Origin of the sequence: Nocardioides sp. GCM10030259 (assembly GCF_042666375.1) — a bacterium.
Taxonomy (GTDB): domain Bacteria; phylum Actinomycetota; class Actinomycetes; order Propionibacteriales; family Nocardioidaceae; genus Nocardioides.
In genome coordinates, this window is the sequence record NZ_JBHTDF010000025.1 from 380613 (window position 1) to 395191 (window position 14579).

Consider the following 14579-nt stretch of genomic DNA (forward strand, 5'->3'; position numbering starts at 1 on the left):
TCCTCAGGGGTAGGCGACGGGTTCGGGCAGGAGCAGGGGGTCGCGCGTCGAGCGGCGGATCGCGGCGCGGGCCATCAGCGACTGGCGCAGGGAGTCCGGCAGGCGGTTGTTGGCGCGGTGCAGCCGCAGCAGCCGGCCGACCCGCCGCTCGCTGCGCGCCGTCGGCACCGGCAGGCCCCACCGCTCGCGCAGCCCGGAGTCGACGGTGAGGGCCAGCAGCTCGCGCTGGCGGCGGAGAACGGGTGCCGCCGCCATCGCGATCAAGCGCTCCGGGATCGGCAGCCACCGGGGCGCGGCCGGCGGGCAGTGCAGGAGGTCCTGGACGACCCGGTTGTTCTCGAGGCGGGGCAGCATCTCGTCCCACATCCGCCAGAACTCCGCGCGGCTGTCGGGCATCGACGACGGCCGGCATCCGATGAGCAGGCCCATCCGCCGCCACTCCCGGAAGAGCTGCTCGTCCTGCTCGTCGGTCAGGCCCGGGCCCATCTCGGTGAGCAGCAGCCGCCACGTCTCGTACATCGTGGCGTGCACCCACGTGTACGCGTCGGGGTTGAGCGCGTGGTAGCGGCGGCCGCGGTCGTCGACGCCCTTGATCGCGGTGTGCATCCGGACCAGCCGCTGGCCCTCCTCGACGGTACGGCGGCCGCCGTACACCTGCCGCAGCGCCGAGACCGTCGTGCGCCAGAGCCGCCCGTAGGGGTCGGTCTTGTAGACCGAGTGCTCGCCGACGCCCGCGCCGACCATCGGGTGCGCGACCTGGAAGACCAGCGCCCGGACGGCCAGCAGGAAGACGCGCTGGTCCCCGGCGGCGTACCAGATCACGGATCCGGGGCCGAGGGGCCGCGGCTCGGTCGGGTCGATGCGGGTGGACATGGGGCCTCCTTCAGGGGCGGGGCACGTTCTGGGAGCCGCGCTGCTGGACCCCCGGGTCGTCGCTGGTGCAGTGGCGGTCGGTCGCGGGGTCGCGGTGCGAGGTGTCGACGGGATCGCGCTGGTCCTGGGTGTAGATGCAGTTGTCCAGCAGCTTCGGCACGAGCACGACGCGACCGCTGCCGTCGCGGGTGCTGCCGGCCATGCCCTCGAGCTGGGCGGGGATCCAGTCCAGCCAGACGTCGAGGCCGTGCAGGTGGTCCGCCGACATCGTGCTCAGTGGCTCGCTCGTGCTGAGGAGCGACGCGAGCGCCGGACCGAGGTCGTCGAGCATCGCGCTCAACCGCGGCGTGAGCTCGCCGCCCTGGCGCAGCAGCCTGCGGATCTCCGGGGTCGCGTCGCCGAGGGCGCGGGTCACCAGCACGAGGTCACGGGCCGAGCTGCGCAGCGCCGGCGCCTCGTCGCGCACGGTGCGCAGCGGCACCTCTCCCCGCGTCAGCAGCGTGTCGATGTCGGGCTGGAGGTCGCGCAGCAGGCCGACCGTGCGCTCGAGCTCACGGGACGTGGCCCGCAGGTCGACGGACCCGTCGCCGAAGACGGCGTCGGTCTCCCGCGCGATCGTGCGCAGGTCGTCGAGGTCGATGTCGTCGACGAGGCGCTGGGTGCGCCCGACGATCTCGTGCACCGCCAGCGGCGTGGTCGTCTCGCTCGCCGGCACGTGGTCGCCGTCGGCCAGCCACGGGCCGCCGTCGACCCGGGGCCGGATGTCGAGGTACTGCTCGCCGACGGCCGACAGGTTGCGCACCTCGAAGTCGCTGTCGCGCGGCACCCGCACGCCCTCGTCGATCTCGAGCGTCGCGGCCACGCCCTCGTCGGTGAGGTGGACGTCGGACACCGCGCCGATGCGCTGGCCCCGGTAGTTGACGGTCGACCGCTCGTGCAGCCCCGCGGCCTGCCGCAGGTCGACGGTCACCCGCCAGGTGTCGCTGAACGCATGGCCGCCGACGATCGTGTCGGCGACGTACGCCGTGCCGCCGACGACGATCACGAGCAGCAGCACCTCGGCGAGGCGCACCCGTCGTCGGGTTCGCGCGAAGTCCATCAGCGCTCCCGTCCACGCGGGCGGAGCGGGTCGGTGACCGGGCCGAGCAGCGACTCGAGCAGCGCCGCCAGGCCGGCGTCGAGCGGTGGGTCGTCGCCGGGCTGGGGCAGCAGCGACTGGGGATCGAGCTCGAAGCGCAGGTCGAAGTTGGAGTAGTCGCCCGGCGTCGCGGCCCGGGTCTTCTCGCCGAACCTCACGATCCCGCGCAGGATCGGCAGCACCAGGTGGCGGGTGCGGCGCAGGCTCGTCAGCACCGGGTCGAGCCGGTCGAGGGTCGTGAGCAGGTCGGCGCGGGTCCGGCCGACGGCGTCCTTCGCGGTCCGCGAGAACCTGTCGACCTCGTCGAGCAGCCGCACCAGCGGCTCTCGTTGGCGTGCCGCGGCCCGGATGGCCGGGCGGAGGTCCTCGACTGCCTTCATCAGCGCGGGCGTGTCGGCCGCGAGCCGGGCGCTGAACCGGTCCATCTCGCCGAGCGCCCGGTCGAAGAGCGCGGTGCGCGCCACCAGGTCGCGCGAGGCGTCGGCGAGGTCGGCCAGCAGGCCGCGCACCTCGTCGGCGTTGCCGTCGAGCGCGGTGTTGAGCTCGTCGATGATCGTGCCCACGTCGCCGAAGCTGCCGCCGGTCACGAGCACCGACAGCGCGGCGAGCAGGTCGGTCACCTCCGGCGCGTGCGTCGTGTCGGTGAGCCGGTCGCCGGCGTCGAGGCGACGGCCGTCGCCGTTGGCGAGGTCGACGTACGACGTGCCCATCGGCGAGGTCAGCCGGATCTCCGCGGTCGCCCCGCGCCGCAGCCCCGCGCTCTCGAGCACCTCGAGCTCGACGTGCGCGCGGTAGTCGTCGGCGGTGATGTCGCCGACCTGCCCGACGACGACGCCGTCGAGCTTCACCGGCGCCTGCGGGGGCAGGTTGAGCGCGTCGTCGAAGACGGCGTCGATCGAGACGGTCCTGCCGTCGACCAGGGACGGGTAGGGCAGGTCCTCCAGCGCCGGGCCGCCGCAGCCGGTGAGCGCGACGCCGAGCGCCGCCGTCACGACGGCTGCGCACCAGCGCTTGCTCCGCGCGCTCACGGGATGTCCCCGGGCAGGAAGCCGAACAGCTCGGCGAGGACCGGGTCCAGCGCGCCCGTCTCGTCGGTCCTGAAGAGCGCGTCGCACAGCGGGATCGGGAAGTTGTTGCACTGCTCCGCGCGGAAGACCGAGCTGAACGGGCCGCTCTTCAGCGAGAACTGCACGCGCAGCCGCCCGCGCCTGGTGTCGTAGGCCTGCGCGATGTTCTGCGCGAGCGTCGGCATCACGTCGAACGCCTCGGTGAGCTCGGCCTGGCGCTTGCGCACGGTCTCGGCCAGCTCGAGGGAGGCCCGGACGTCGTCGGAGATCGCGGCGCGGTGGCGGGCGGTGAAGCGGTTGACGAGCACGCCCAGCCGGCCGAGCGAGTCGATGGTCTCGACGAGGTCGCCGCGCTGGCGGGCGAGCACGTCGGTGGAGCCGGCGACGCTGCGGGCGAACCGGCGGATCGTCGTGTCGCGGTCGGCGAGCGCGTCGACCAGGTCCGCGAGCCCGGCGGTCACCTGCTTGATCGCCTCGGACTTGCCGTTGACGGTGCGCAGGGCGCGCTCCCCCACCACCAGCGCCCGGCGGGCGCGCTCGCCGTTGCCGCGCAGCGCGTCGGCGCCGACCGTGACCAGGTCGCCGACGTCGCCGCGGCCGGGCCGGTCGAGCGCGCGCACCAGGTCGGACACCGAGCGCCCGACCTCGTCGATGGTCGCCGGGCTGCGGGTGCGCTCGGTCGGGATGACGGCGCCGTCGGGGAGCCGGGCGCCGCCGGCGTACGCCGGGCCGACCTCGATGTGCCGGTCGGTCACGAGCGACGACTGGAGGATCTCCGCCCCGGCGTCCTCGGGCAGCGGGTGCTCACCGCGGATCTCCATCTGCACCCGCATCGTGGTGCCGCGCGGCTCGATGGCGACGATCGTGCCGATCGGCACACCGAGGTACTCGACGTCGTTGCCGACGTAGATGCCGGTGGTGTCCTCGAAGTCCGCGGAGATCCGCTTGGTCTGCTCGCCGTCGCGCAGGACGAGGACGAGGCCGGCCACCACGACGGCCAGGGCCAGGAGCACCGCGAAGCGCCGGGTCATGAGCACTTCTCCGGGGTGAGGACGCAGTAGAACTCGTCGGGCAGCACGAAGTACGGCGAGTTGACGCCCAGCCACGGACCGTCGCCGGTCGCGTTCGTGAAGTAGCGCATGGCGGGGCCGCCGAGCCGGAGCACCTCGTCGAGGTCCTGCTTGTGCTTCGCCAGCGTCGTGAGCAGGGTGCGCGCGTCGTGGATGGCCGGCGCGATCGCCGACCGGTTGTCCTCCATCAGCGCGGTCAGGTCGGTGACCAGCGCCCGCCCGTCGCGCAGCAGCGTCGCGATCGCCTCCCGCCGCTGCCGGATCATCGTCATCACCTGATCGGCGTCGGCGAGCAGTGCGTCGAGCTCGTCCTGCTGGTCGAGCACGGTGTCCGTGACAGAACGCGTCGACCCGAGCAGCCGGTCGAGCTGCTCGTCGCGGCGCTGCACCATCTCCGAGACGCGCGTCATGCCCTCGAGCGACGACCGCACGCCGCCCGACGTACCGGCCAGGCTGCTCCCGAGCGTCTCGATCGCCGCGCTGACGGTGTCGAGGTCGAGCTGGTCGACCTTCGGGGAGGCGTCGAGCCAGAACCGCTCGATCGTGTAGGTGTCGACGGCGTGCTCGGCGCTGATCGTGTCGCCAGTGCTGAGCTCCGCCCCGTCGCCGGGCTCGAGCGCGAGGAAGCGGCGGCCGAGCAGCGACGCGAGCTTCACCTGGGTCGCGGTGTCGTCGGTCAGTCGGGCCGGCTGGTCGAGCCGGAAGTCGACGCGAACCGTGCTCTGCTCCGCGACGACGTCGGTCACCTCGCCCACGTCGATCCCCGCCACGCGCACCGCGTCGCCGGTGCGCAGACCACCCGCGTGGGTCAGGGTGGCGTGGTACGTCGGGTCCGCGGTCAGCACGCGCACCAGCACGACGACGAGCGCCAGCGCCACCACGCCGAGGACCGCCTGCAGCATCCGGGTCATCGGCACCGCTCCGTGTGCTTGTCGGGCAGCGGCAGCTCGATCGCGGGGGTGCCGGGCGCGCCCATCCGCAGCTGGCAGACGTAGACGTTGAGGAAGCTGCCGTAGCCGAGGGTCCGGGCGTAGATGGCCAGCTGCACCGGGATGCCACCGATGCCCTCGGCGATCTCGTCGGCCCGCCCGGACAGGAAGTCGGTGAGCCGTCGGAGGTGCTCGATGTCGCGGGTCAGGTCGGGTGCCGTGTCGCCCACGACGTCCGAGGTGATGGTGGTGAGCTCCTGGAGGTGGTCGATGCCGGCCGCGATCGTGCGCCGGTCCCGCGCCAGGCCGTTGGTGAGGTCGCCGAGGTCGGTGACCAGCCCCTTCAGCTCCTTCCGGTGGGCGTCCGCGGTCTGCATCACCGCGGTGACGTTGTCGATCACCGCGCCGATGATCTCGTCGCGGTCGGCGACGGTGCCGAGCAGGCGCCCGGTCTGCCGGAGCAGGTCGCGAACGGTCGGGCCCTGGCCCTGCAGCACCTGGACGATGTTGCCCGCGAGCTCGTTGACGTCGCCGGGCCGGATCGCCCGGAAGAGCGGGCGGAAGGCGTTGAAGAGTGCGGTCAGGTCGAGCGCCGGGCGGGTGCGGTCGACGGGGATCGTCGCCCCGCGCTCGAGCGCCGCACCGCCCGGCCGGCCGCGCTCCAGCGCGACGTACCGCTGCCCCATGAGGTTGAGGTACTCGATCCGCGCGATCGTGTGGTCGGTGAGCGCCTGACCGTCGGCGACGTCGAGGCTGACCCGGGCCAGGTCGCCGTCGAGGCCGACCGCGGCCACCCGGCCGACGCGGACCCCGGCGACGCGTACGTCGTCGCCCGCCTTGAGTCCGGTGGCGTCGGTGAACACGGCGCCGACCCGCGTCGTCGGCGTCGACGAGCGCTTCGCGAGCGTCTGCGCGACGATGCTGGTCATCAGCCCGGCGACCAGCGCGAAGGCGATGATCCCGGCGACCGCGACGGGGTGGCGGCGCACGACCCTCATCGCGCACCCCCCGGGCAGCCGGGCCCGCTGAGCGGGCCGTAGCGCGGGCAGTCGTCGGGTCCGTAGGCGTCGGGGAAGTCGAGGCCCAGCGCGGCGTTCATCTGGATCTCGTTGCCCTCGACGGCGTTGGCCCCGTTCTCGACGACCGGGAGCACCTTGGACATCAGCAGCTCGAAGCTGTCCTGCCGGTCCGAGAACTTCACGAGCGTCGCAGCGACGCCGCGCAGCGTGCCGACGACCGTGGGCAGGTTGCGGTCGAGCCACTCGCGTCCGGTGACGAGCACGTCGTTGCCGTCGCGGATCAGCCGGACGATCGCCTGCTCGTGGCTGACGACCGTGCGCGCGAGCGGCACCGTGCTGCGCACCGCCGCGACCAGGTCGGGCTCCAGGTCGCCGAGCACGCCGAGGTCGGTGGCGAGCAGGTCCAGGTCGCGCTCCAGCGTCGGCAGCTGGCGCTGCCACTCGTCGACGAGCGCCGCGCCGTCGGCGAAGAAGCGGGACAGGTCGTCGCCACGTCCGTCGAGCGCCGCGGCGACCGCCGACACCGCGGCGTCCAGCCGGCCCGGGTCGACCGCGACCAGCAGCCGCTGCGTGGACTCGAGCGTGTCCATCAGCCGCAGCGTCTTCGCCGAGGTGTCAGCCGGGATCACGTCGAGGTCGCCGACCGTGGCCGAGGCCGCCGCGCCGACCGGCGCGACCAGGTCGACGTACTCGTTGCCGAAGAGCGTGCCGGGCAGCAGCCTCGCCCGCACGCCGGCCGGGATGTCGTCGACGTACTCGTGCGTGATCACGACGGCGGCGGTCGGGTGCTCACCCGGCGTCACGGCGAGGACACGTCCGACCCGCAGGCCCCGGAACTTCACGTCGGAGCCGATTCCGAGCGAGTCGCCGACGGTCACCAACTGCACCTCGGCCCGATGGTCGGAGGTCACGACGCCGAGGTAGTGGGCGGCGATCACGCCGGACCCGCCGACGAACGCCAGTGTCACGCCTGTCCCGAGGAGGAACATGCGCAGGCGGTCGGTCCCGAGACGCACGGCCATCATCCGGAGATCTGCACCTGGGCGTCGGGGCCCCACAGCACGAGCGTCAGCACGATGTCGAGGACCGTGAGCGCGATGATGCTGGAGCGGATCGCGCGCCCGGTCGCCCGGCCGACGCCCTCGGGCCCGCCGCTGGCGGTGAGGCCGTGGTAGCAGTGGATGAGGGTGACGACGCTCGTCAGCACCAGGACCTTCACGCCCGACCAGACGATGTCGATCGGCGCGACGAACGTGCGGAAGTAGTGGTCGTAGGTGCCGGCCGACTGCCCGAAGAAGGTCGTCACCATGAAGTCGGTCGCGAGGTAGGTGCCGACCAGCCCGACGAGGTAGAGCGGCAGGATCACGATCCACGATGCGACCAGCCGGGTGCTGACCAGGTACGGGATCGGGCGGATCGCCATCGCCTCCAGCGCATCGACCTCCTCGCTGACCTTCATCGCGCCGAGCCGCGAGGTGAAGCCGCAGCCGATGCGGGCCGCGAAGCCGAGCGCTGCGACCATCGCCGCGAGCTCGCGGGTGATCACGAAGCCGCTGACGAAGCCGGTCAGCGGCGCCAGGCCGATGACGTCGAGGCCGTTGTAGCCCTCCAGCCCGATCTCGGTGCCGGTCAGGGTCGAGAGCATCAGCACCACGCCGACCACGCCGCCGCCGACCACGAAGATCCCTGAGCCGAGCGTCACCTCGGCCAGCACCCGACCGACCTCGGCGCGGTAGTGGGTGAGGGCCAGCCGGATGCCGAGCAGGGCTCGCCAGGCGAGCACGATCTGCTCGCCCACGCGGACCAGCGGGCCGACGACGACCTCGTCGGCGGCGCGGATGACCGGGTTCGCGACCGTGCTCATCCGATCGGACCTCCGGCCATCGTCGACCAGACCTGGGAGATCGCGAAGTTGGCCGCGAAGAGCAGCACGAAGTTGATCACCACGGCGCTGGTGACCGCGTCCCCGACGCCGGCCGGGCCCCGCGCGGCCGTCATGCCCTTGTACGACGCGACCACGGCGCAGACGACCGCGAAGACCAACGCCTTGCCGAGGCTCAGCCACAGGTCGGAGAGCTGCGCCAGCGTCGAGACCGAGGCCAGGTAGCTCGCCGGCGGCAGCCCCTGGGTCGCCAGGCTGACCAGCAGCGTGGTGATGATGGTGAAGAACATGACGACGCCGTTGAGCAGGATCGCGACGGTGACCGTCGCGGCGACCCGCGGCACCACCAGCCGCTCGATCGTCGAGATGCCCATGACCTCGAGGGCGTCGAGCTCCTCGCGGATCCGGCGCGAGCCGAGGTCGGCGCAGATCGCGGACCCGGCGACGCCGGAGAGCATCAGCGCCGTGATCAGCGGCGAGGCCTGGCGCACCACCGCCAGGGTGTTGCCGGCGCCGGTGAAGGCGACGGCGCCCACCTCCTGGGCGAGCACGCCGACCTGGAGCGACAGGATGATGCCGAACGGCACCGAGACCGCGAGGGCCGGCAGGCTGCAGACGCGCACGGCGTACCAGGTCTGCAGGACGTACTCCTCGACCGGGAAGCGGCGGTGCACGACCGTGCGCCCGGCACCGACCGCCACCCGCTGGGCGAAGCGGGCCAGCTCCCGCGTCTCGCGGACGGGGGCGACGTCGCGCAGCGACCGTCGCGGGTGCGCCGCGCGGTGGGCGCGGATGCCGTCGCGCAGCGTGCCCCCCACCACGGGCTGCATCGTCATCGGCACTCCCCAAGACTGTGACGCGATCACTGTTACAGCATTACTGTCACATTGCGTTCGACCCCGTCAAGAGGCAGAACGAGCGGGAGCGTCCACCGTTATGCGGTTCGACATCAGATGTACTGTCACAGTCATGACCGCCGAACCACGGGTGGACGAGCTGCTCACGATCGACGAGCTCGCGTCGGCAGCGGGGCTCACCGTGCGCACCACGCGCTACTACGCGACCCTCGGCCTGATGCCCCCGCCCATCCGGCGCGGGCGGATCGCCTACTACGACGAGGTGCACCGCGCCAGCCTCAACCTGGTGCGCGCCCTCCAGGCCCACGGGTTCACGCTCCAGGCCATCGAGCGGTTCGTGGCCAGCCTGCCGGCGGACGCCACCGTCGAGGACCTCGCGCTGCAGCGGGCGATGCTGACGTCGTGGAGTCCGGGCCAGCCGCGCACGGTCTCCGAGCGTCAGCTGGAGCGGATGGCGGGGCGACGGCTCACCGCTCGGGACCTGACCCTGCTGGAGACGATGGGCTCACTCGTGCGCGACGGCGACGACCTCGTCGCCCAGCCCAGCCTCCAGGTCGGCATCGAGCTGCTCGACCTCGACATCCCCGACGAGGGCCTGAGCGCGGCCGGCGACGCGATCGCCCGCCACATGGAGTCCCTGGTCGCCGAGCTCTCGGGGATCCTGCGCACGCAGGTGCTCGCGCCGTACCACCAGGGAGCCCACACGCCGGAGGAGGCCCAACGGCTGGAGCAGACCGTGGCGCGACTGCGCCAGCTCACCCTCGAGGCCGTCGTCACCGGGTTCCAGCGCGCCGCAAACGAGTTCATCACCCAGTCGCTGGCGCGCTGACGCCCGATCAGACGACGGCGACCGGCCCGGACACTCCGGCGCTGGCGAACTCGGCGACCACGGCCAGCGCCTGCTGCGCGGTGTCGACCCAGATCCGCTGCGCGCCGTGGGCGAGCAGGGTCTCCTCCGTCTTGGTGAGGAGTTCGTCGAGCATCCGCTCCGGCAGCAGGGGTGAGACTGTCAGGACCTGGACTGTGTGCACCCTGGCGCACCCTCCCGGGGAAGCTCGGAGATGGGGTCGCGACCGGCCGGCCGCGAGACGGCATCCCCGAGACTAGGGGCGCATCGTCAGGATTGGTGAAACCTCAACCAACAAGCCTGCCGACGGGCCCACCTGTATAGACCGCCCGACCTGCACAGACGACTCTTTTCGTCCCTTAAACATGGCGATCCGGGCGGATAACGTCGCTTAAATCGTGGTTCATCCTCGTTGGGCGCCGGGCAGGTAGGGGGGCACGACAGAACGATCGTGCCGTTGGACCCGCATGCGAGCCCGGCCGCGATCACCCCCCGAAATCTGTCTTTTCGCCGTCTCGGAAGTACTCACCCATGCGCAAGAAGCTCGCCGTGCTCGCCCTCGTGCCCGCGGCAACCACCCTGACCCTCGGCATCGGCGCCGCCGCCATCACCACCGGCGACCGCGACCTGCCGTCCTGCACCTCCAAGCCCGCCATGAAGGACGTGCCGCCCGGCGGCAAGTACAGCCTCGTCTGCGTCCTGAACGACCCGGATCGCTCCACGGTGACGTTCGGACCGTTCACGAAGCCTTCGAAGCCCAAGCACACGAGGAAGCCGTCGCCGACCCCGTCGCCCACACCCACCCCGGCGCCCGTCCCCACGGCGACTCCCACTCCGACCCCGACGCCTACCCCGACGCCTACCCCGACGCCCACTCCGACCCCGACACCTACGCCGACGCCGACGCCCACGCCGACGCCCACTCCGACCCCGACGCCTACGCCCACGCCGACCCCGACCCCGACGCCGACCCCGACGCCCACGCCGGCACCGGCGCCGCCCAGCGGCTGCGTGCAGCCCACCTCCGCGAACACCGGCGCCAGCGGCAACCTGGCCACCTACAGCGGCCCGACGACGCTGACCACGCCCGGGCAGGTCCTCGAGAACGTCCGCGTCAACGGCTCACTGCAGATCGCGGCCGACAACGTGACCATCCGCAACGTGGCGGCCACCGGCGGCATCTTCGTCAACCGCGCCAAGAACGCCACCATCAGCCGCTTCACCGGCACCAGCGTCGCCACCTCCTCCGGCCCCGGCATGACCGTGGAGTACAGCAACCTCGGCGGCGTGACCGGCGGCGACAGCCTGACGGTCACCAGCGACAACGGCACCTACATCACCGGCGCCACCATCCGCGGCAACTGGATCCACGACCCCAAGCCGAGCGGCGACCAGCACTACGACGGCATCCAGGTCCGTGGGGCCTCCAACGTCGTCATCGACTGCAACAACTTCGAGCTCGGCACCTACCAGACCCAGTACAACGCGGCCGTCTACTTCGAGCAGGCCAACGGCGGCTACTCGAACGTGTCGGTGACCGACAACTGGCTCACCGGTGGCGCGTTCTCGGTGATGTTCGGCACCGCCAACGATTCCAGGACGGTGCTCTCCGGCAACAGGTTCGGCGGCGACATCCACTGGAACACCTGCTACGCGGAGCAGTCCAACTCGACCCCACCCACGCAGGTCGACAACACCCGCGACGGACGCGCCTTCACGCCCTGCGCGTAGGCACAGGTGGCGCCGCGCCTTGGATGCGCGGCGCCCCTGCCGATGTGTCCCCAGGAAGCGGCTTCGGGGGAGCCGCAACGCAGTCCCACCCTCAGGAGCAAGGAAATGAGCAAGTTCACTCGGGTCCACCGCGCTGCGCTCGCAGCAGTCGTCGCCGCGTCGCTGTGGGCGGCCGGCGGGTCGACCGGAGCAGCGGGCCGGACCACCTCGGACTCCGAGCCCGACCAGTCGGGCGGCCGGGCCGCCTACGGCCTGTGGTCCGGCTCGGCACGCCCTGCCGACCCGGTCGCCAGCGACCGTCGCCGGGTCCGTGTCGGAGTCGAGTTCTCGAGCCGGCGCGCGGGCAAGATCCGGGCCGTCCGCTTCTACCGCGGCACCTCCGACCGGCACGCGTACGGCGTCCAGCTGTCGACCGCGCGGGGGAAGGTCCTGGCCCGGGGTACGGCGCGCGCACGGTCCGGGCCGGGCTGGCGCGTCGCGCGGCTGTCGCACCCGGTGCGGGTCAAGCCCGGCCGGCACTACGTCGCGTCGTACCTCGCCCCGCGCGGTCGCTACGCGACGACACGTGACGTCCTGAGCCCGAGCGACCCCGTGCGCCACCGGGCGCTGACCGCCTGGCGCGGGACCCTCGGCGGGCAGGCCGGCGCCCGCATGCGTCACACCAGCACGCACTACTGGGTCGACGTGCGCTTCCTGCCGCGCCGGCACCGTGGCGGCAACAAGCCGGCTCCGACGCCCGCGCCGGCCCCGACGCCGGTCGCGCCCGGTGTCTGCGTGCAGCCCACCGCCGCGAACACCGGCGCCAGCGGCAACCTGGCCACCTACACGGGTCCGACGACGCTGACCACGCCCGGGCAGATCATCGAGAACGTCCGCGTCAACGGCAGCCTGCAGGTGCTGGCCGACAACGTGACCATCCGCAACGTGGCGGCCACCGGCGGCGTCTTCGTCGACCGCGCGTGGAACACCACCATCAGCCACTTCACCGGAACCGCCATCGCCAGCTCCTCCGGCCCCGGCATGACCGTCGAGTACAGCAACCTCGGCGGCGCCACCGGAGGCGACAGCCTCACCGTCACCAGCGACAACGGCACCTACATCACCGGAGCCACCATCCGTGGCAACTGGATCCACGACCCGAAGCCGACCGGCGACCAGCACTACGACGGCATCCAGGTCCGCGGCGCGTCCAACGTCGTCATCGACTGCAACAACTTCGACCTCGGCGCCTACCAGACCCAGTACAACGCGGCCGTCTACTTCGAGCAGGCCAACGGCGGCTACTCCGCCGCCAGGGTCACCAACAACTGGCTGACCGGCGGCGCGTTCTCGGTGATGTTCGGCGCCGCCAACGACGGCAGCACGGTCCTGAGCGGCAACAAGTTCGGCGGCGACATCCACTGGGACACCTGCTACGCCCAGCAGTCGAACTCCACCCCGCCCACCCAGCTCGACAACACGCGCGACGGACGCCTCTTCACCCCCTGCTGAGCACCGCCGCCTGCCGTCCCGACCGGGACCCAGAACGCACCCCCCGACCGGTTCCGGTCGGGGGGTGTCTCACGCATGGAACCACGGGAAGCGTGCTACCTCCGCAGATCATGAGGCCATCACCGAAGGTGGCATGGTCACAGCGCGGACGTGGTGCCTCCCGCCTCCTCGGCGGCCCAGCGGTCCAGCTCTTCCTGGGTGAACGCCCGCAGGACGCAGAACTCGTTGCCGTCGGGGTCCGCCATGACCACGAAGGTCTGGTCGGGGCGCTGACCGACGTCGACCCGGGTGGCGCCGAGCGCCTCGAGGCGCGCGACCTCCGCGGCCTGGTCCTTCGGCCGCAGGTCGGGGTGCCAGCGGTTCTTGACCGTCTTGCCCTCCGGCACCTTCAGGAACAGCAGGTCGGGCGCGACGCCGTCCTGCGGGCTGCCAGCCGGTGGCTCGAGGACGACCTCGTCTGCGGTGTCATGGGTCCGTCGCCAGCCCAGAGCCTCCTGCCAGAAGGCGGCGGCGCGCTGCGGGTCGGTCGAGTCGAGGTTGAAGCACTGGATCTGGAGGTCCGTCATGGCCGGCAGCGTGTCACCCGGGCGATCCGTCGCGCCATCCGGATTGGATCGACCTCGGGACCGCCGGGGCCAGGTCAGGCCGCAACGGCATCCTTGCGGGGTCGACCGCGAGGCTTCTTCCTCGGCACGACTGCGCCGTGCAGGAACAGGTGCCCACCCCACACCCCCCACGGTTCACGGCGCTCGAGTGCGCCGTTCAAGCACCGGGCCCGGACGGGGCACGGTTGGCAGAGCGCCTTCGCGGCCTCCACCTCGTCCGGGGTGTCGCCGAACCACAGCTCTGGATCGTTCACACGACACGGAAGCCGATCCTCGACCCCGTCGGCCTGACCGTGCAGCCGCGCCAGGCTCGCAGGCGTCCGCACTGCTCCATCACCGGACTTCTCGACCGTCCTCAACCAGTTCTCCATCTGACATTCGTAGTACGAGGCACCGACAGTCACCTCCTGGTCACGAGACGCTCCGGTCCGTCTCAAAAGTATGACACAAGACGAGACGGCTCGGTTCGTTAGAGTGGTTCCATGTCACGCCCGAATCCCCAGCGACGGAATGCCGCGTCGCATCGCGCGATCCTCGAGGCCGCCTGGGCCGAAGTCCTGGAGAAGGGATACGAGGGGCTGACGATCGAGGGCATCGCGGCGCGGGCCGGCGTGGGAAAGCAGACGCTCTACCGCTGGTGGCCCTCGAAGGCCGCCGTCCTGTTGGAGGCGGTCAACGCGCGCACCCAACAGACCTCGACGTTTCCTGACACCGGAGACGTCGTCGCTGATCTCGGCGGTCAGCTCGCGGGCGTGGCCACGTTCCTCGCCGACGAGGGCGGCACGGTCCACCGTGCCCTCCTGGCGGGCGCCCAGTCGGACCCGAGTCTCGCCTCCGAGCTCCGCCGCCAGATCATCGAACCCCGCACTCACGCTTGCGTGGAGCGGTTGGTCGAAGCACAGGCCGCCGGACAGATCCGCGCCGACGTGGACCCTCTCGACATCGTCGAGCTGGTCTACGCCCCCCTCTACTATCGAATGATCCTCGGCACCCGGCCCTTGAGCGCGATCGACGCCCGGCAGCAGTTGCAGCGAATCCTCGACGGGCTCGCCGTCACGTCCTGAGAAGAG

Annotated in this window: 16 protein-coding genes; 4 read left to right on the forward strand and 12 right to left on the reverse strand. The window is 71.9% G+C overall.

Annotation, left to right across the window (positions count from 1 at the left end; translation table 11 throughout):
* Positions 1–3 precede the first annotated feature (3 nt).
* Genes ACFQQI_RS21280 through ACFQQI_RS21320 form a run of 9 tightly spaced genes read right to left on the reverse strand, consistent with a single transcriptional unit; the run spans position 4 to position 8814 of the window.
* Entirely contained in the window at positions 4–873 is an 870-nt protein-coding gene (locus ACFQQI_RS21280) for an oxygenase MpaB family protein (RefSeq protein ID WP_378568328.1), read from the reverse strand.
* A 10-nt stretch (positions 874–883) separates the two neighbouring features.
* Complete coding sequence (locus ACFQQI_RS21285) at positions 884–1972, reverse strand: MlaD family protein (protein WP_378568330.1); 1089 nt, start codon at positions 1970–1972, stop codon at positions 884–886.
* Positions 1972–3039, reverse strand: coding sequence for an MCE family protein (locus tag ACFQQI_RS21290; protein WP_378568332.1), 1068 nt, complete (start codon positions 3037–3039; stop codon positions 1972–1974). The genes ACFQQI_RS21285 and ACFQQI_RS21290 overlap by 1 nt, the downstream gene beginning before the upstream one ends.
* Complete coding sequence (locus tag ACFQQI_RS21295; RefSeq protein ID WP_378568334.1) at positions 3036–4109, reverse strand: MCE family protein; 1074 nt, start codon at positions 4107–4109, stop codon at positions 3036–3038. Before ACFQQI_RS21295 ends, ACFQQI_RS21290 begins: the two co-directional genes overlap by 4 nt.
* Positions 4106–5059 carry an MCE family protein gene (locus ACFQQI_RS21300; protein WP_378568336.1) on the reverse strand — a complete coding sequence of 318 codons (954 nt, stop codon included), beginning with the start codon at positions 5057–5059 and terminating at the stop codon, positions 4106–4108. Before ACFQQI_RS21300 ends, ACFQQI_RS21295 begins: the two co-directional genes overlap by 4 nt.
* Entirely contained in the window at positions 5056–6075 is a 1020-nt protein-coding gene (locus ACFQQI_RS21305; protein ID WP_378568338.1) for an MCE family protein, read from the reverse strand. Before ACFQQI_RS21305 ends, ACFQQI_RS21300 begins: the two co-directional genes overlap by 4 nt.
* Complete coding sequence (locus ACFQQI_RS21310; protein ID WP_378568340.1) at positions 6072–7112, reverse strand: MCE family protein; 1041 nt, start codon at positions 7110–7112, stop codon at positions 6072–6074. The genes ACFQQI_RS21305 and ACFQQI_RS21310 overlap by 4 nt, the downstream gene beginning before the upstream one ends.
* A gap of 5 nt (positions 7113–7117) precedes the next feature.
* Positions 7118–7960: an MlaE family ABC transporter permease gene (locus ACFQQI_RS21315; RefSeq protein ID WP_378568341.1), complete on the reverse strand. Its 843-nt coding sequence runs from the start codon at positions 7958–7960 to the stop codon at positions 7118–7120.
* Positions 7957–8814: an MlaE family ABC transporter permease gene (locus ACFQQI_RS21320; protein WP_378568342.1), complete on the reverse strand. Its 858-nt coding sequence runs from the start codon at positions 8812–8814 to the stop codon at positions 7957–7959. Before ACFQQI_RS21320 ends, ACFQQI_RS21315 begins: the two co-directional genes overlap by 4 nt.
* Before the next feature lie 133 nt (positions 8815–8947).
* Here ACFQQI_RS21320 and ACFQQI_RS21325 point away from each other — a divergent pair, with 133 nt between their 5' ends.
* Positions 8948–9664, forward strand: a complete 717-nt coding sequence (locus tag ACFQQI_RS21325) for a MerR family transcriptional regulator (protein WP_378568343.1) — start codon at positions 8948–8950, stop codon at positions 9662–9664.
* A gap of 7 nt (positions 9665–9671) precedes the next feature.
* On the opposite strand, the gene ACFQQI_RS21330 is transcribed toward ACFQQI_RS21325, so the two are convergent.
* The gene (locus ACFQQI_RS21330; protein ID WP_378568344.1) at positions 9672–9866 is read right to left on the reverse strand and encodes a hypothetical protein; all 195 of its coding nucleotides are present in this window, start codon (positions 9864–9866) and stop codon (positions 9672–9674) included.
* Between the two features lie 347 nt (positions 9867–10213).
* Here ACFQQI_RS21330 and ACFQQI_RS21335 point away from each other — a divergent pair, with 347 nt between their 5' ends.
* Positions 10214–11413 carry a hypothetical protein gene (locus ACFQQI_RS21335; RefSeq protein ID WP_378568345.1) on the forward strand — a complete coding sequence of 400 codons (1200 nt, stop codon included), beginning with the start codon at positions 10214–10216 and terminating at the stop codon, positions 11411–11413.
* Between the two features lie 105 nt (positions 11414–11518).
* Positions 11519–12904, forward strand: coding sequence for a DUF4082 domain-containing protein (locus ACFQQI_RS21340; protein WP_378568346.1), 1386 nt, complete (start codon positions 11519–11521; stop codon positions 12902–12904).
* A 137-nt stretch (positions 12905–13041) separates the two neighbouring features.
* Here ACFQQI_RS21340 and ACFQQI_RS21345 read toward each other — a convergent pair whose 3' ends face one another.
* Entirely contained in the window at positions 13042–13470 is a 429-nt protein-coding gene (locus ACFQQI_RS21345; protein WP_378568347.1) for a VOC family protein, read from the reverse strand.
* Between the two features lie 74 nt (positions 13471–13544).
* Positions 13545–13880 (reverse strand): WhiB family transcriptional regulator, encoded by a 336-nt coding sequence (locus tag ACFQQI_RS21350; RefSeq protein WP_378568348.1) that lies wholly within the window; start codon positions 13878–13880, stop codon positions 13545–13547.
* A gap of 111 nt (positions 13881–13991) precedes the next feature.
* On the opposite strand from ACFQQI_RS21350, the gene ACFQQI_RS21355 reads away from it, so the two are divergent.
* Positions 13992–14573 carry a TetR/AcrR family transcriptional regulator gene (locus ACFQQI_RS21355; protein WP_378568349.1) on the forward strand — a complete coding sequence of 194 codons (582 nt, stop codon included), beginning with the start codon at positions 13992–13994 and terminating at the stop codon, positions 14571–14573.
* Positions 14574–14579 lie beyond the last annotated feature (6 nt).